General features: G+C 64.0%; 17 protein-coding genes and 1 pseudogene. 13 read left to right on the forward strand and 5 right to left on the reverse strand.

The genetic code is table 11. The features are described from left to right. Positions 1-100: 100 nt before the first annotated feature. The 7 genes and pseudogenes from FJ936_RS25140 to rarD all read left to right on the forward strand — a co-directional run bounded on the left by FJ936_RS25140 (position 101) and on the right by rarD (position 5,428). Positions 101-499, forward strand: coding sequence for an endonuclease domain-containing protein (locus FJ936_RS25140; RefSeq protein ID WP_140791802.1), 399 nt, complete (start codon positions 101-103; stop codon positions 497-499). Further along, positions 496-882, forward strand: coding sequence for a VOC family protein (locus FJ936_RS25145; RefSeq protein ID WP_140791803.1), 387 nt, complete (start codon positions 496-498; stop codon positions 880-882). The genes FJ936_RS25140 and FJ936_RS25145 overlap by 4 nt, the downstream gene beginning before the upstream one ends. 6 nt (positions 883-888) lie before the next feature. After that, entirely contained in the window at positions 889-1,380 is a 492-nt protein-coding gene (locus FJ936_RS25150; protein ID WP_140791805.1) for a GFA family protein, read from the forward strand. Next, positions 1,377-1,853 carry a GFA family protein gene (locus FJ936_RS25155; protein WP_015318546.1) on the forward strand — a complete coding sequence of 159 codons (477 nt, stop codon included), beginning with the start codon at positions 1,377-1,379 and terminating at the stop codon, positions 1,851-1,853. Before FJ936_RS25150 ends, FJ936_RS25155 begins: the two co-directional genes overlap by 4 nt. Beyond that, on the forward strand, positions 1,850-2,800 hold the full coding sequence (gene pip / locus FJ936_RS25160) for a prolyl aminopeptidase (RefSeq protein WP_140791807.1): 951 nt from the start codon (positions 1,850-1,852) through the stop codon (positions 2,798-2,800). The genes FJ936_RS25155 and pip overlap by 4 nt, the downstream gene beginning before the upstream one ends. Next, positions 2,797-4,419: a citramalate synthase gene (cimA, locus tag FJ936_RS25165; RefSeq protein ID WP_181171383.1), complete on the forward strand. Its 1,623-nt coding sequence runs from the start codon at positions 2,797-2,799 to the stop codon at positions 4,417-4,419. The genes pip and cimA overlap by 4 nt, the downstream gene beginning before the upstream one ends. An 83-nt stretch (positions 4,420-4,502) precedes the next feature. Beyond that, positions 4,503-5,428: pseudogene (rarD, locus tag FJ936_RS25170) on the forward strand (EamA family transporter RarD). On the opposite strand, the gene FJ936_RS25175 reads toward rarD, so the two are convergent. From FJ936_RS25175 to FJ936_RS25190, 4 genes are all read right to left on the reverse strand, one after another. Then, a complete protein-coding gene (locus FJ936_RS25175; protein WP_140791812.1) occupies positions 5,406-6,404 on the reverse strand; it encodes a transporter in 999 nt (332 codons plus the stop codon). The pseudogene rarD and the gene FJ936_RS25175 sit on opposite strands and share 23 nt — an antisense overlap. Before the next feature lie 108 nt (positions 6,405-6,512). Then, positions 6,513-7,295 (reverse strand): glucose 1-dehydrogenase, encoded by a 783-nt coding sequence (locus FJ936_RS25180; RefSeq protein ID WP_140791814.1) that lies wholly within the window; start codon positions 7,293-7,295, stop codon positions 6,513-6,515. A 159-nt stretch (positions 7,296-7,454) separates the two neighbouring features. After that, a complete protein-coding gene (locus FJ936_RS25185; protein WP_181171387.1) occupies positions 7,455-7,622 on the reverse strand; it encodes a hypothetical protein in 168 nt (55 codons plus the stop codon). Positions 7,623-7,705: 83 nt separating this feature from the next. Next, positions 7,706-8,317, reverse strand: coding sequence for a TIGR00730 family Rossman fold protein (locus FJ936_RS25190; protein ID WP_015318539.1), 612 nt, complete (start codon positions 8,315-8,317; stop codon positions 7,706-7,708). 127 nt (positions 8,318-8,444) lie between these two features. On the opposite strand from FJ936_RS25190, the gene FJ936_RS25195 reads away from it, so the two are divergent. The 4 genes from FJ936_RS25195 (at position 8,445) to FJ936_RS25210 (ending at position 12,704) form a co-directional block, all read left to right on the forward strand. Then, positions 8,445-9,926 carry a LysM peptidoglycan-binding domain-containing protein gene (locus tag FJ936_RS25195; protein WP_140791817.1) on the forward strand — a complete coding sequence of 494 codons (1,482 nt, stop codon included), beginning with the start codon at positions 8,445-8,447 and terminating at the stop codon, positions 9,924-9,926. A 133-nt stretch (positions 9,927-10,059) separates the two neighbouring features. Continuing rightward, positions 10,060-10,353 (forward strand): metalloregulator ArsR/SmtB family transcription factor, encoded by a 294-nt coding sequence (locus tag FJ936_RS25200; RefSeq protein WP_085986606.1) that lies wholly within the window; start codon positions 10,060-10,062, stop codon positions 10,351-10,353. Between the two features lie 25 nt (positions 10,354-10,378). Continuing rightward, a complete protein-coding gene (locus FJ936_RS25205; protein WP_140791819.1) occupies positions 10,379-12,262 on the forward strand; it encodes an ABC transporter ATP-binding protein/permease in 1,884 nt (627 codons plus the stop codon). Positions 12,263-12,356: 94 nt separating this feature from the next. Next, positions 12,357-12,704, forward strand: a complete 348-nt coding sequence (locus FJ936_RS25210; RefSeq protein WP_140618448.1) for an antibiotic biosynthesis monooxygenase — start codon at positions 12,357-12,359, stop codon at positions 12,702-12,704. Here FJ936_RS25210 and FJ936_RS25215 read toward each other — a convergent pair. Continuing rightward, entirely contained in the window at positions 12,701-13,567 is an 867-nt protein-coding gene (locus tag FJ936_RS25215) for an SMP-30/gluconolactonase/LRE family protein (RefSeq protein WP_140791821.1), read from the reverse strand. The two genes, FJ936_RS25210 and FJ936_RS25215, sit on opposite strands and share 4 nt — an antisense overlap. A 391-nt stretch (positions 13,568-13,958) precedes the next feature. Here FJ936_RS25215 and FJ936_RS25220 point away from each other — a divergent pair, with 391 nt between their 5' ends. Together FJ936_RS25220 and FJ936_RS25225 are read left to right on the forward strand one after the other, a co-directional pair. Further along, positions 13,959-14,657, forward strand: a complete 699-nt coding sequence (locus FJ936_RS25220) for a phosphatidylserine decarboxylase (protein WP_140618445.1) — start codon at positions 13,959-13,961, stop codon at positions 14,655-14,657. A 74-nt stretch (positions 14,658-14,731) separates the two neighbouring features. Further along, a complete protein-coding gene (locus FJ936_RS25225) occupies positions 14,732-15,478 on the forward strand; it encodes a phosphatidylcholine/phosphatidylserine synthase (RefSeq protein WP_224584719.1) in 747 nt (248 codons plus the stop codon). Positions 15,479-15,499 lie beyond the last annotated feature (21 nt).

Consider the following 15,499-nt stretch of genomic DNA (forward strand, 5'->3'; position numbering starts at 1 on the left):
CGGGACAGCACCCCCCTCTGCCCTGCCGGGCATCTCCCCCGCAAGGGGGGAGATCAGCTCTCGTCGCCGATTTCGCTAATTGCCGGCGAAGGGGTGTTTGATGGGGCACGATCTCGTTCCGTCCCGTCAGCGTAAAAACGCAAAATCCATGCGGCGCGTGATGACCGATGCCGAGCTGAAGCTTTGGAATGAGTTGCGTGCTCACCGGCTGATGGGAATGAGCTTTCGGCGGCAGGTGCTGATTGGGCCTTATATCGTTGACTTTGCTTGCTCGGCCCATCGTTTGATAGTTGAAGTTGACGGCAGCCAGCATGCCGGCGCGGAACATTCAAGACGCGATCAGGCAAGAAGCGCTTATCTGAGCGCCAGCGGTTGGACCATCCTGCGCTTCTGGAATGACGACGTGATCCGCGATATCGACAATGTCTGCCAGCACATCGTCAACTCGGCTGGCATGGCCAACGTGCCGGAGCCAGCAACGGAGGAGCTCGTTCCATGATCGACCATCTCGGCATCACCGTTTCCGATTTCGATGCCTCCAAGGCCTTCTACGACAAGGCGATGGCGCCGCTGGGTGGCTCGCTGCTTTATATGGTGCCGCAGGAATACACTGGTGGCGCCAAGGTCGGCGGCTATGGCCGCGACCGGCCGGTGTTCTGGTTGAGCGCGGCCAGGGAAAAGCCCCGAGATCATCAGCACGTCGCCTTCACCGCGCGCAGCCGCGCCGAGGTCGACGCCTTCCACGCCGCCGCCCTTGCAGCCGGCGGCAAGGACAATGGCGGACCGGGCCTGCGTCCGCACTATCACCCCCACTATTACGGCGCCTTCGTCCTCGATCCCGACGGCAACAATGTCGAGGCGGTCTGCCATGATCCGGAGTGAAAACCGATGAGCCTCGACAACCGGCCAGTCTACACAGGCGGCTGCCAGTGCGGTGCGGTGCGCTTCCGCGTCGAAGGCGCGCTCGGCGACGCCTCGGTCTGCCACTGCCGCATGTGCCAGAAGGCCAGCGGCAATTTCTACCTGCCGCTGGTCTCGGTGCGCGGCGCCAAGGTCGACTGGACGCGCGGCGAACCCAAGCGGTTCCGTTCCTCCAATGCAGCATGGCGCGGTTTCTGCGCCGAATGCGGCACGCCGCTGACCTTCGAGGCGCCCGACGGCATGGCTCTGGCGATCGCCGCCTTCGACGATCCGGCTGGTATCGCGCCGACCATCCAGTGGGGCACGGAAGCAAAACTGCCCTATGTGGATTCCATTCCGCGATTGCCGGGCGAGGACACGATGGCGGATATCGGCTCGGCTCCTTATCTCGCCGAGCTCGTCTCCTATCAGCATCCCGACCACGACACCGACCAATGGCCGCCGGAGGAAAGACCATGACCGAAACTGTCCGAACCGGCGGCTGCCAATGCGGCGCCGTGCGCTTCCGCATCAAGGGCGCGCTGGGACGTGCGTCCATCTGCCATTGCCGCATGTGCCAGAAACAGTTCGGCTCCTTCTTCGGCGCGCTGGTGACGGTACCCAAGGATGGCGTCGAATGGACCCATGAAGAACCAAGTTATTTCCAGTCTTCGGTCAACATCGATCGCGGCTTCTGCGCCCGCTGCGGCACGCCGCTGACTTACCGGCAGCCCGGCGGGCTCGAGATCGCCATCGGCGCCTTCGACGACCGCTCGGATCTGGCGCCGCGGATCCAGGTCAACTATGCGGCACGGCTGCCTTGGGTCGAGACGATCTTCGACCAGCCTGTCCACCAGGATCCCGATTATTACGCGCGGCAGGAGCAGATCATCTCCTTCCAACACCCCGATTACGAAACGGCCAACTGGCCGCAACAGGGCCTGAAAATATGAGCTTGCGCACCCTCTACCCGGAAATCGAACCGTTCGACTCGGGGATGCTCGATGTCGGCGACGGCCATATGGTCTATTGGGAGCGGTCGGGCACTGAGGGCGCCAAGCCGGCCGTGTTCCTGCATGGTGGGCCGGGCGGCACCATTTCGCCAAAACACCGGCGGCTGTTCGACCCCAAGCTCTACGACGTCATCCTTTTCGATCAGCGCGGCTGCGGAAAATCGACGCCAAACGCCTCGCTGGAGGCCAACACGACATGGCATCTCGTTGCCGACATCGAGCGACTGCGCGAAATGGCCGGCTTCGATAATTGGCTGGTGTTCGGCGGTTCCTGGGGCTCGACGCTGGCGCTCGCCTATGCCGAGACACACCCTGATCGCGTCAGCGAACTGGTGGTGCGCGGCATCTACACGCTGACCCGCGCCGAGCTCGAATGGTACTATCAATTCGGCGTCTCGGAGATGTTCCCCGACAAATGGGAGCGTTTCCTGGCGCCGATCCCGCAGGCCGAGCGCGGCGACATGATGGCCGCCTACCGCAAGCGGCTGGTCGGGTCCGACCGAAAGGCGCAGATCGAGGCCGCCCGCGCCTGGAGCCTGTGGGAAGGCGAGACGATCACGCTGCTTCCTGAACCCGAAACCAGCGGTCCGTTTGGCGAGGACGACTATGCCGTCGCCTTCGCCCGCATCGAAAATCACTATTTCGTCCATGCCGGCTGGCTCGAGGAGGGACAGTTGCTGCGCGATGCCGGGAAGCTCAAGGACATCCCCGGCACCATCGTTCACGGCCGCTACGACATGCCGTGCCCGGCGCGCTACGCCTGGGCGCTGCACAAGGCCTGGCCGAAGGCGGACTTTCATCTGATCGAAGGCGCCGGTCATGCCTATTCGGAGCCGGGCATCCTCGACCGGCTGATCCGCGCGACGGACAAGTTTGCGGGCAAATGACGATGAGCCGCGAGCGCCTCTATCTCTTCGACACCACGCTCCGCGACGGCCAGCAGACGCCGGGCATCGACTTTTCGGTCGAGGACAAGATCGCGATTGCCAAACTGCTCGACGAGTTCGGCTTCGACTATGTCGAAGGTGGTTATCCCGGCGCCAATCCGACCGACACTGCATTCTTCCAGCAGAAGCGCACGGCACGCGCAAAATTCGTTGCGTTCGGAATGACCAAGCGGGCCGGGGTCTCAGCCTCTAACGATCCGGGGCTGGCGGCACTTTTCCAATCGAAGTCGGACGCCATCTGCTTCGTCGCCAAGAGCTGGGACTACCATGTTCGCGTGGCGCTCGGTTGCACCAACGAGGAGAACCTCGACTCCATAAAAGTGTCCGTTGAGGCATCGGTCGCTTCGGACAAGGAAGCGATGGTCGATTGCGAGCATTTCTTCGATGGCTTCAAGGCCAATCCGGACTATGCGCTGGCCTGCGCAAAGACGGCCTACGACGCCGGCGCGCGCTGGGTGGTGCTTTGCGACACGAATGGCGGCACGCAGCCCTCGGAAGTGCGGGCAATCGTCGAGAAGGTTATCGCCGCGGGCATTCCGGGCGAGCATCTCGGCATCCATGCCCATGACGACACCGGCCAGGCGGTGGCCAATTCCCTTGCCGCCGTCGAGGCCGGCGTGCGCCAGATCCAGGGCACGCTGAATGGCATCGGCGAACGTTGCGGCAACGCCAATCTGATTTCGATCGTGCCGACACTGGCGCTGAAGCCGGCTTTCGCCGACCGCTTCGAGACGGGAATCTCAGCCGAAGCGCTGACCGGCATTTCGCGCCTGTCGCGCGCCTTCGACGAATTGTTGAACCGCGCTCCGGAAGCGCAGGCGCCCTATGTCGGCTCCTCCGCCTTTGCCACGAAGGCGGGTATCCACGCTTCGGCGCTGGCCAAGGAGCCGGCGACCTATGAGCATGTGGAGCCGCAGGCCGTGGGCAACCGCCGCCGCGTCATGGTCTCCGACCAGGGCGGCAAGGCCAATTTCCTCGCCGAGTTGAAGCGGCGCGGCATCGATGTGCCGAAGGACGACCATCGGCTCGACGCCCTGATATCGGTGGTCAAGGAGCGTGAGGCCTCGGGTTACGCCTATGAGGGCGCCGACGCCTCCTTCGAACTCCTGGCGCGCAAAATGCTGCACGGCCTGCCCGAATTCTTCCACGTCACCTCGTTCCGCTGCATGATCGAACGCCGCTTCGATGCCAATGGCCAGTTGAAGACGGTGTCGGAAGCAGTGGTCAAGGTGCTGGTCGAGGGCGAGGAGAAGATGTCTGTGGCCGAGGGCCATGGCCCCGTCAACGCGCTCGACATTGCGCTGCGCAAGGATCTCGGCAGATACCAGAACGAGATCGCGGATCTCGAGCTTGCCGACTTCAAGGTGCGGATCCTCAATGGCGGCACCGAGGCCATCACCCGCGTGCTCATCGAATCGCATGACGGTACCGGCGCGCGCTGGTGGACGGTCGGGGTCTCGGAAAACATCATCGACGCGTCGTTTCAGGCGCTAATGGATTCGATCGTCTACAAGCTGATGAAGAATCGCGAGATGGCGGGGCTGGTGGCGGCGGAGTAAGTTTGAACCATCAGCGAAAGTCCATTGATCCATCAGAACTTTGCGATGGTCTTGCCAAGATTACTGGGCCATAGCGTTGGGCCATGGCCGCTGAAGCAATTACTCCCGATGCAGAATCGAAAGCCCGCCGCGGCTTCTTGCTGGCGCTGGGTGCCTATCTCTTGTGGGGGTTGCTGCCCTTCTACATGAAGGCGGTGGCGCATCTGCCGCTTGCCGAGGTGATTGCACACCGCATCGTCTGGTCGGTGCCGATTGCCGCGGCGGTCCTGGTCTGGGCCGGCCGCACGGCCGACTTCAAGGTGGCGATCCGCTCGCCTCGCACCATCGCCATGGCGGGGCTGACGGCGGCGCTGATCTCGGTCAACTGGGGCATCTATGTCTGGGCGATCGCGGTCGACCGCACCGTCGAGACGGCATTGGGCTATTACATCAACCCACTGGTGAACGTCGTGGTCGGCGCACTGCTGCTCGGCGAGCGGCTCGACCGGTTGCAGATCGCGGCGGTGGTGCTTGCGGCGGTCGCCGTCGCCGTGCTGACAATCGACGGCGGCAAACTGCCCTGGGTGTCGCTGGCATTGGCGTTTTCCTTCGCCGCCTACGGCTTCTTCCGCAAGACGCTGCCGATCGGTCCCAGCCAGGGCTTCCTGCTCGAAGTGCTTTTGCTGTCGGTGCCGGCGCTGGGCTACATCGTCTTCCTTATCACCACCGGACAGGACATTTCGTCTCCAGCAATGGCACCGACACCGCGCTGCTCATCGGCTGCGGGCCGGTGACGGCCGTGCCGCTGCTGCTGTTCGCCTTTGGCGCCAAGCTGCTGCGCCTCTCGACCATCGGCATCATGCAGTACATAGCGCCGACCATGGTGTTTCTGATTGCCGTGCTGATCTTCGACGAGCCGTTCGGCACCACGCAGGCCATCGCCTTTGCCCTGATCTGGGCGGCTCTTGCGGTCTATTCCTGGTCCATGCTGGCGACGGCGCGCCGGGCTACATCTGCCCGAGCCGCCTGACAAAAAGATAGGTCACGCCCGCGATCAGCAGCGACACGGCCGTGACCACCCAAAAACCCAATGGGGTGTTGACCAGCGGCAAACCGCCGACATTCATGCCGAACAGGCCTGAGATGATGGTCATCGGCAACAGCACCGCCGTCATCACCGAGAGCACGTAGAGCAGCCGGTTCGACTGCGTCGTCAGCTTGGCCATCAACTCGTCCTGCAGCAGCCGCGTGCGCGCCTGCAACTGCTCGCCGTCATAGTGCAGCGTCTGGGCGCGGTGCGAAAGCCGCGCCGCCATGTCGTTGATCGAATCCGGCAGGTCGTTGCGGTGCGAATGGTCGAGATGGCGAAACAGGTTGGTCAGCGTCGCCATCTGCCGGTGGATGACCACCAGGTGCCGGCGTGCATCGACCAGCGCCTGCCGCTCATTGTGCCATGCGTCGCAGACGATACGGTCCTCGATGCCGTCGAGACTGTCGCTAAGTGCCGCGAGTTCCGTCGCCATTCCGTCGAAAGACTGGCCGACGACAGCCTCGATCAGCTCGGCCGGCGAGCGAAACTTGCGCGATCCGTTCTCGATCGCCTTGCGGATGTTGTCGACCGATTGCAGCGGCTGTTTGCGGGCGCCGACCAGCATCGTGTCGTTGAGGGCGAAGCGGAAATGACCAAGCCCGCCGGCTTCCGCCGAATAGTCATGGCGCAGGTCCGGCAGATCGCCATAGAGCCAGTCATCCTCGAGGTCGATGTGGCAGCCATGACTGGCGGTCAGGAAGGCTTCGCGCACCGGTGCCGGCAAGGCCTGATCGGCGCCGATCTCGTGGCGGGCGCGCATGTCGGAAAGCTGGTAGCTGCGCCATGTCCAATGCGCTGCGGCGGTATCCCTGGTCCGCACCCCCTCGGTGGTAAAGTGGTAGATGAAGAACAGACCGTGCTCATCGGGCAGGTAAGGCGACAGGTCAGTGCCTTCGGAGGGGATGGCGATGTTCATGGCGGCTTCGCCGGTCTCTGATGCGGTCGGGGTCGCGGGGGCGGCCAAGCGCGATTACTAGCATGGCATCCCCGATTTCGTGTGACTGTTTCGTGACGGCGTGCCCCCTTACAGGACGCTGGTGATCCCGCCATCCACCAGCAGCGTTTGTCCGCTCACGAAACTGGCGGCGTCGGACGCCAGGAACACGGCAGCGCCCGCGAGTTCCCTCACTTCGCCCCAGCGCCGCATCGGCGTGCGGCCGGTCAGCCAGGCGGAGAATGTCTCGTCGGCGACCAGCGCGGCGTTGAGCTCGGTCTTGAAATAGCCCGGCGCGATGGCGTTGACGCGCACGCCGTGCTGGCCCCATTCGCCGGCCATCGACTTGGTCAGCATGGTGATGGCGCCCTTGCTCGCCGCGTAGGGCGCGATCGACGGGCGTGCGAGCACGCTCTGCACCGAGGAGACATTGATGATCGACCCCCTTTGGCGCGCGATCATGCCCTTTACGACGGCCCGGCTCACCTTGAACACGCCGTCCAGGTTGGTGGCCATCAACGCGTCCCAGTCGGCGTCGCTGAAGGTCTCCAACGGCGCCCGTCGCTGGATGCCGGCATTGTTGACCAGGATGTCTATCGGTGCGGTGCCGGTTTCCGCCGCCGCGATTGCCTGGTCGACCGACTGGGTGTCGGTTACGTCGATCACCGCTTCCGTGATCGAATGGCCCGCGGCGCGCAACTTGTCCGCGGCCGCTTTGAGATCGTCGGCCTTGCGGCCGCCGATCGTGACGCGCGCGCCGGCGCTCGCAAGCGCCTCCGCGAAGGCGAGGCCCAGGCCACGGCTGGCGCCGGTTATGAAGGCATGCTTGCCTTCGAGGCCGAACAGTTGGCCGAGATAGTCGGTCGAATGCAATTTGCACCTTCATCGATTGCGATTTATCGCCCGTCAGTCGAAGGCTCGTTCGGCCCTTGGCAAGCGGCAGCGCCAGCGTGCCGCGTGGCTTGATGAGATGCAAGGCGCTTGTCGGCCTGGCGGTCCTGCTGACGACCTCGATTGTCGCGGCCGTCGGCCTCAGCGCTCCGGCCCAAATCCCCGATAGGGATTGAGTGGCACGATCGCGGCAATGTCCATCATGCCAGCCTTGACCAGTGGCAAGGTTGCGAGATGGCCGCGCACATCGGCATCGCTGCCGACTTCGAACATCATGCCGCTGCCGGGAATGTCGCCGACCTGGGGCAAGCTGCTCGGAGGGAGTAGGGAGCAGGCAGTAGGGGGAAGTGTACGCTCCGACACTGCAAACCTACTGCTCTACTCCCGCAACCTTACATCTTGTCGATCACCGACTGGACGCCCTCGGTCGGTGCGTCGACCGAGGAGCCGGCGACCATGATGGCGGCGACGATGGCCTCGGGGTCGTTGACGACCAGCGGCTTCACACGCTGCGCGGTATGAATGAAGCCTTCCGCCGCCATGTGATCAAGCAACGCCGTCATCGGATCCCAGAATCCGTTGACGTTGCCGAAGACGATCGGTTTGCGGTGATGGCCAAGCTGCGCCCAGGTCATGATCTCGACGATCTCCTCGACTGTGCCGATGCCACCAGGCAGCGCCACAAAGGCGTCGGATTTCTCGAACATCTTGTGTTTGCGCTCGTGCATGTTGTCGGTGATCGACAACTCGTCGAGCCGGTCAAGCGCGGTTTCGGTTGCTTCCTTGTTGATCAGGAAGCGCGGAATGATGCCCGTCACCTTGCCGCCGGCCTTGAGCGCGCCCTCGGCGACGGCGCCCATAATGCCTTTGGTGCCGCCGCCATAGACCAGCCGCAGGCCTGCCTTTGCAATTGAGCGTCCAAGCAGGTGGCCGGCCTTGACATAGATTTCATCGCGGCCCGGAGATGAGCCGCAATAGACGCAAACGGATCGAATCGTGTTCATGCCGATGATTGGTGATTGGGTCTGAAAGCGCGGTCAAGCCCTAGGGTTGAGAAGGCCGGGCTTTTTCTTGTCGGTCATGGCAAAACACGCTAGACCGGCGTTAGGTGGCTAAGGGGCAGGGAAATACATGGCAATCAATCCATTGAAGGCGTTCTTGTTCGCGGCGGGTGGGACCGTAGCGGCTGCGGGAACCGCCTATGTATCGGGCGCACTCGACCCGTATCTTCATCGCACACCGCCGGCGGAAGTCGCGGCGTTGACGCCGCCCGCGGCGCCGAAGCCGGCCGATCCTGGCACGGAAGGGCGCCTGCCGGCTCCGGCGATGCCGGCCGCGCCGGGCGCGGCACCTCAGGCGACGGCCCCGGCAGCATCTGCAACCGACGCTGCGGCGCCTGCGGCGCCCGCGACGGCGGGTCCGATCGCGCCGACTTTCGATGTCGTACGGGTCGAGAGCAACGGCTCGATCGTCGTTGCCGGCAACGCGGCGCCCAACTCGAAGGTCGAAATTCTCAACGGCGCGACGGTGATCGGCTCCACGGTTGCTGGTCCCGATGGTGCCTTTGTCATCGTGCTCGAAGATCCGCTGAAGCCCGGCGACTATACGATCGCCCTGCGTTCGACGGTTGGCGCGGTCGTGACCGCCTCGGCGCAGACCGCAGTCGTCTCGGTGCCCGCGAATGCGGCTGGCCAGGTGCTGGCCATGGTCGAGGAGCCGGGCAAGCCGGCCGAACTGCTGACGGTTCCGGCATCTGAGCCAAAGCCGGCGCCGGCAACCGGCGACCAGGCTGCCGCTCCTGCTGCTGAAGCGCCCGCCGCGCCGGCGACGGCCACGCCAGCCGTGGTTGAAGCAAAACCCAGTCCGGCGGCACCGGCCGCGCCCGCGGCAGCCGTGGCCGAACCAAAGATCGTGGTCGAGGCAGTCGAGATCGACGGCAACAAGATCTTTGTCGCCGGCCTCGCCGATCCGGGCCGCAAGGTGCGCGCCTACGCCAACGACATCCTGCTCGGCGACGCGCAGACCTCGTCGGACGGCCATTTCCTGGTCGAGGCGACGCGCGATATTCCGGTCGGCAGCTATACCATCCATGTCGACGGCCTCGATGCCGATGGCGTGAAGGTGGTGGCCCGCGCCGCGGTGCCCTTCGAGCGCGAACCGGGCGAGGCGGTCGCCGCCGTTGCCCCCGCCGAGACCAAGCCCACCGAGACCAAGCCCGCCGAGGCCAAGCCCGCGGCGCCCGCTGTTGCCGCCGCTGCTCCGGGCGAGACCGCGCCGGCTCCCGCCGCGCCAGCCACCGAGGCTCCGGCTAACGTCGCAGCAGCCACGCCGTCAAGCGACGTGCCCGAAATCGTGTCGCCCAAGCTCGAACATGCCGACAGCGCGGTCATCATTCGGCGCAACGACACACTGTGGCGGATCTCACGGCGCGTCTATGGTCACGGCGTGCGCTACTCCACCATATACCTCGCCAACCAGGACCAGATCAGGAATCCGAACCGCATCTGGCCGGGGCAGGTGTTCAAGGTTCCGGAAAAGTCGAAGGAAGGCGAAGCCGCCGACCTCAAGGCAATGGGCGAGCAGGCGACGACCGCACCGATGAAGACGGAATAGGGATAGACCGGCAATTCCGGCGATCTACCCATCGGCCTAGCTTGCCCTGTCATCGTTCATCGTCTATCGCCGATGAACGATGACAGAATGCGTTCCCTTACCAGACCATGCCGCCTCGGCACTGCCTGGCTGCATGCCGGACAGCCGCGCTGTCGCGGCGCGGTTCGCAGCACTTTCGCATCCGGCGCGGATCGAGATACTGAGGCATCTGTCGGCCAGCAATTCCTGCTGCTGCCGTGAGGTCGTCGACCGTTTCGCTCTGGCCCAGTCGACGATCTCCCAGCATCTGAAAATACTGGTCGAGGCCGGCCTTGTCCGGTTCGAGCCCGACCGTCAGCGATCGCGTTATGCGGTCGATCGCGCGGCACTGGCCGACGTGTCGGCATCGCTGGGCGCGCTCATCAATTCCTGCTGCTCCGGCCGCTGACCCTCTCACCCAAAAGGCAAGAAAAGTGGCCGAAAAAACCGTCTCCTCCGACACCTCGACACTAACGACACTGCGCAATCTCTGGCCCTATATGTGGCCGGCCGACCGCGCCGATCTCAGGGCGCGGGTGACCTGGGCGACGCTGCTGCTGGTCGTCGCCAAGGTGACGCTGGTCGCCGGTCCCTATTTCTTCAAATGGGCGACCGATGCGCTGGCGGGCGGCTTCAAAACGCCACCGCCGCTGCCATCGTTCATGCTTGCCCCGGTGATGCTGGTCATTGCCTACAATGTGCTGAGGCTCGTCCAGCTCGGCTTCAACCAGCTGCGCGATGCGCTGTTTGCCCGGGTCGGCCAGCATGCGGTTCGCCAGCTTGCCTTCCGCACCTTCGTGCACATGCATCAGCTGTCGCTGCGCTTCCACCTGGAGCGCCGCACCGGCGGCCTGTCGCGCATCATCGAGCGCGGCACCAAGGGCATCGAAACGATCGTCCGCTTCATCATGCTCAACACCGCGCCGACGATCCTCGAATTCGCGCTGACCGCGGGCATATTCGGTTTCACCTATGGCTGGAAATATGTGGCCGTGGTGGCGGTCACCGTCTGCCTCTACGTCTGGTTCACGGTCAAGGCCAGCGATTGGCGCATCTCGATCCGCCGCGACATGAACGACAGCGACACCGACGCCAACACCAAGGCGATCGACTCGCTGCTTAACTTCGAGACGGTCAAGTATTTCACCAATGAGCGCATGGAGGCCGAGCGCTTCGACCGCTCGATGGCGCGTTACGAGATCGCCGCAACCAAGACATGGACCTCGCTCGGCTGGCTAAACTTCGGCCAGGGCTTCATCTTCGGCGTCGGCACGGTCGTCGTCATGTGCATGTCGGCGCTGGAGGTGCAGGCCGGCACCCAGAGCGTCGGCGATTTCGTTTTCATCAATGCCATGCTGGTACAGCTCTCCGTGCCTCTCAACTTTATCGGCTTCATCTATCGCGAAATCCGCCAGGGCCTCACCGACATCGAGCACATGTTCGACCTCCTCGACGTGCCGCAGGAGATCGTCGACAAGCCCAACGCCAAGCCGTTGGCCGTCAGCGCCGGCAAGGTCGAGTTCCGCGACGTCCACTTTTCCTATGATCCGAACCGCAAGATCCTGAAGGGCGTCTCCTTCGAGGTGCCGGCCGGCAAGACCGTTGCCATTGTCGGGCCGTCGGGCGCGGGCAAGTCGACCATCTCGCGGTTGCTGTTCCGCTTCTACGACGTGCAGGGTGGCCAGGTTCTGATCGACGGCCAGGACGTGAGGGATGTCACACAGGACAGCCTGCGCGCGGTGCTCGGCATGGTGCCGCAGGACACGGTGCTGTTCAACGACACCATCGCCTACAACATCCGCTACGGCCGTGTCGGCGCCGACGAGGAGGAGGTGCGCAAGGCCGCCGAACTCGCCCAGATCGGGCCGTTCATCGAGAAGCTGCCTGACGGCTATAAGTCGATGGTTGGCGAGCGCGGGCTGAAACTTTCCGGCGGCGAGAAGCAGCGCGTGGCGATCGCCCGCACCATCCTGAAGGCACCGCCGATCCTGATGCTCGACGAAGCGACCTCCGCACTGGACAGTCATACAGAACAGGAGATCCAGGCCGCGCTCGACCTCGTCAGCAAGGGCCGCACCACCATCGTCATCGCCCACCGCCTGTCGACGGTGATTGCCGCCGACGAGATCATCGTGCTGAAGGACGGCCAGATCGCCGAGCGCGGCACTCATGTCGAGCTGATGCGAAAGCACGGCCTCTATGCCTCGATGTGGGACCGCCAGCGCGAGGCGACCGAAGCCGAGGAGCGGCTGCGCATTGCCCGCGAAAGCGACGAACTGGGTGTCGTCGTACGCCGGCGCACATCGGAGATGTCGTAGCTCAAAAAAGCTCTTGACCTCAACTTAGGTTGAGATTGTAGACCGTCGCCCGAGAGCCGCAAAACAGCATCGTCGAGGACGGAATCAAATGGATATGAGCTTTACGGATCAGGATGTTAACGGCGGCAGCGTGTTCAGGGTCGACAAGTTCGTGGTGCCCGCCAATGCCCGCGATGAAATCCTCGCAAAGGTGAAGATGACGCATGAGTTGCTGCGTCTGCAGCAAGGCTTCGTCCAGGACTTTCTGCTCGAGCAATTCTCCGGACCGGGCGAATTCAACCTGGTCACCATCGTCGAATGGGAAAGCCAGGCTGCCGTCGACAATGTGGTACCGATCGTCAAGGCTGCTCACGAGCGCATCGCCTTCAACCCGCAGGAGACGATCGCCCGGCTCGGAGTGCGAGCTGATATCGCCAATTATCAGCGCGTGCCGGGACTCTAGCCAGGCCACCCCACACCCGGTGCCGGCGCTTCAATGCCGAGCACCTTGCCGGTGCGGGCGTCGCTTGTCATATGTTCGAAGCCGCGCCACTCGGCGGCGGTGATGAACAGCGTTTTCCTGTCCGCAGCGCCCAGCATGCAGGCAAAGCAGCCGCGATCGGCGGTGACGGTCTGCAAGACGTCACCGCCTTCGCGCACCCGCACGCAATGCTTGTTGGGAACGTCGGCATACCAGACCGCCCCTTCGGCATCGAGGCAGATGCCGTCGGGATATCCGTCGAGATCGGCCCAGGTGCGTCTGTTGGACAAGGAACCGTCGGCGGCAATGTCAAACGCGGTCAGCCGGTTGGCATGGGATTCGGCAATGATCAGCGTCTTGTTGTCCGGGGTCACCGCCATGCCGTTCGCAAAGGCGATAGTGTCCGCCACTTGCCTGACCGCGCCATCCGGTGTGACCAGCACGATGGTGCCGGGACCGAAATGCTGGCCGGTCGCCGGCGCCGGCCCGCCACCATTGACGTAGATGTTGCCGCGCCCGTCGACGACGATCTCATTCCACGGGCTTTTCGACAGGCCGCGCAGGTCGGCGTGGGTGACGAGCGAGCCATCGGCTTCCTGCCGCAACAGCAGGCCCTCGCGGCCTGAGACAACCAGCAGGCGACCATCCGGCAGCCAGTCGATTGAGTAGGGCAGGACAGCCGGAATCGTGAGCATGATCTTGCGGCTGCCGTCGGCATCGACGGCGATGATCTCGCCGGTGCCCCAATTGCAGACCCACAGGCGCCCATCATGCCAGCGTGGCGATTCCCCGAAGGCGAGACCTTCCATGACGATATGCGGTTTGTCGCCGGACGATATTCGCATGATCAGGAGCCTCCGTTGCGCGCGTCATCCGCCCTTGCGATGAAGCGCTTCCCACCAAGGACGGGCGAGATGAGAGTCTCCCGACAGCGGACCGCTGTATTTTCGCGCAGGAAGAACGCTGACGCCACAGGTGCCGGTCTGCGCAAGGGCGGCGTCGGCGCAGATAGGTTTCTCGGCCACTCTGGCTGTCCTGGCGCTGTCAAAGGATGGCTTTTGAGGGCATGACGCAGGCATGCGACCCGGATCCAATTTCACGACACACGGAGCGCCAGGCTATCCGCGGTCACAGGCCCGCACTTGCCCGTTCATCCGCGCCGGCGATTGTCGCGTTGCGGGCAGGGGGTGTTTCGGCTATTGAGGCCGGACCTGAAACAGGGACCGCCCCCAGCCCATGAGCCTTGTCGACACGGTCAAGAACGCGTTCGTACCGATCCATCGCGAAGGCTATCCCTTCATCGCGGCGTTTGGCGCGGCGACGCTGTTCGTCGGCTATTTCTCCTCGATCCTGTTCTGGATCGGCCTGATCCTGACCGCCTGGTGCGTCTATTTCTTCCGTGACCCCGAGCGCGTCACGCCTGTTGACGATCGCCTGGTGGTAAGCCCCGCTGATGGCATCGTCTCGGCGGTCGGGCCGGCCGTGCCACCGCGCGAGCTTGGCCTCGGCAATGTCGAGATGACCCGTATCTCCGTGTTCATGAACGTCTTTTCCTGTCACGTGAACCGCTCTCCGGTGCGCGGCCGCATCGCCAGAATCGAACATCGGCCGGGAAAATTCCTCAATGCCGAGCTGGACAAGGCGAGCACGGAAAACGAGCGCAACGGCCTCGTCATCGAGAGCCCCAACGGCACGGTGGCGGCAGTCCAGATCGCCGGCCTGGTGGCGCGCCGCATTGTCTGCTGGACCGAGGCCGGCGCTTCGATCGGCACCGGCGAGCGTTTCGGCCTGATCCGCTTCGGCTCGCGCGTCGACGTGTTCCTGCCCTTGACCGCCACGCCGCGCGTCGCCGTTGGCCAGACGGCGGTCGGCGGCGAAACCGTGCTCGCCGAATTCGGCGGTGTCGCCGGCACGCCTCTCGTGCGGATTTCCTGACGGTGGGCACGCAGTATAAAAAATTCGAGGCCCATGCCAGCGGCGGTCCGCGCATCCGCGAGATCCCCATGCGCATGGTGCTGCCCAATCTGGTCACCGTGCTTGCCATCTGCGCTGGCCTGTCCGGCATCCGCTTCGGTTTCGAGGGGCGTTTCGAGCCGGCGGTGGTGATGGTGCTGCTGGCCGCTTTTCTCGACGGCATTGACGGCCGCCTGGCGCGGATGCTGAAGGCGACCTCCAAATTCGGCGCGCAGATGGATTCCCTGGCCGACATCGTCAATTTCGGCGTTGCGCCGGCACTGGTGCTCTATGCCTTCCTGCTCGACCGCGCCGGCTCGCCAGGCTGGATCGCGGCACTACTGTTTGCGATCGCTTGCGGGCTGCGGCTGGCGCGTTTCAATGTGCTCGACGACGAGAAGGCCGACCGCCCGATATGGCAGACCGAATATTTCGTCGGTGTGCCGGCGCCGGCGGGCGCCGTTCTGGTGATGCTGCCGCTCTATCTCTATTTCCTGCGGCTTGGGGTGGAGCCCAGCCGGCCGGCCGCCTTCGTCGCCACCGGCTTCACCATCCTGGTGGCCTTCCTGCTGGTCAGCCGCTTGCCAGTCTATTCAGGCAAGAGCATCAAGATCCCCGGCGACAGGGTGCTGCCGGTCATCCTCGCCGTCGTCCTCTACATTCTCTTGCTGATGACCTATCCCTGGTACACGCTGACGGCATCGGTCGCGGGCTACCTGATCTTTCTCCCATTCAGCGTGCGCGCCTATTCCAAGCGAGCCAAGCTGGAAGGCGAGAAAGTGCCGCCTTCGGACATAGGTTAGAAAGTCGGCCGAAGTCCTTGG

This window comes from Mesorhizobium sp. B2-4-13, assembly GCF_006658535.1.
GTDB lineage: Bacteria > Pseudomonadota > Alphaproteobacteria > Rhizobiales > Rhizobiaceae > Mesorhizobium > Mesorhizobium australicum.

Coding starts and splice junctions, on each gene's coding strand:
- FJ936_RS25140 (WP_140791802.1), top strand. CDS start 101: ATGGGGCACGATCTCGTTCCGTCCCGTCAGCGTAAAAACGCAAAATCC.
- FJ936_RS25145 (WP_140791803.1), top strand. CDS start 496: ATGATCGACCATCTCGGCATCACCGTTTCCGATTTCGATGCCTCCAAG.
- FJ936_RS25150 (WP_140791805.1), top strand. CDS start 889: ATGAGCCTCGACAACCGGCCAGTCTACACAGGCGGCTGCCAGTGCGGT.
- FJ936_RS25155 (WP_015318546.1), top strand. CDS start 1,377: ATGACCGAAACTGTCCGAACCGGCGGCTGCCAATGCGGCGCCGTGCGC.
- pip (WP_140791807.1), top strand. CDS start 1,850: ATGAGCTTGCGCACCCTCTACCCGGAAATCGAACCGTTCGACTCGGGG.
- cimA (WP_181171383.1), top strand. CDS start 2,797: ATGACGATGAGCCGCGAGCGCCTCTATCTCTTCGACACCACGCTCCGC.
- FJ936_RS25175 (WP_140791812.1), bottom strand. CDS start 6,404: ATGAACATCGCCATCCCCTCCGAAGGCACTGACCTGTCGCCTTACCTG.
- FJ936_RS25190 (WP_015318539.1), bottom strand. CDS start 8,317: ATGAACACGATTCGATCCGTTTGCGTCTATTGCGGCTCATCTCCGGGC.
- FJ936_RS25195 (WP_140791817.1), top strand. CDS start 8,445: ATGGCAATCAATCCATTGAAGGCGTTCTTGTTCGCGGCGGGTGGGACC.
- FJ936_RS25200 (WP_085986606.1), top strand. CDS start 10,060: ATGCCGGACAGCCGCGCTGTCGCGGCGCGGTTCGCAGCACTTTCGCAT.
- FJ936_RS25210 (WP_140618448.1), top strand. CDS start 12,357: ATGAGCTTTACGGATCAGGATGTTAACGGCGGCAGCGTGTTCAGGGTC.
- FJ936_RS25215 (WP_140791821.1), bottom strand. CDS start 13,567: ATGCGAATATCGTCCGGCGACAAACCGCATATCGTCATGGAAGGTCTC.
- FJ936_RS25220 (WP_140618445.1), top strand. CDS start 13,959: ATGAGCCTTGTCGACACGGTCAAGAACGCGTTCGTACCGATCCATCGC.
- FJ936_RS25225 (WP_224584719.1), top strand. CDS start 14,732: ATGGTGCTGCCCAATCTGGTCACCGTGCTTGCCATCTGCGCTGGCCTG.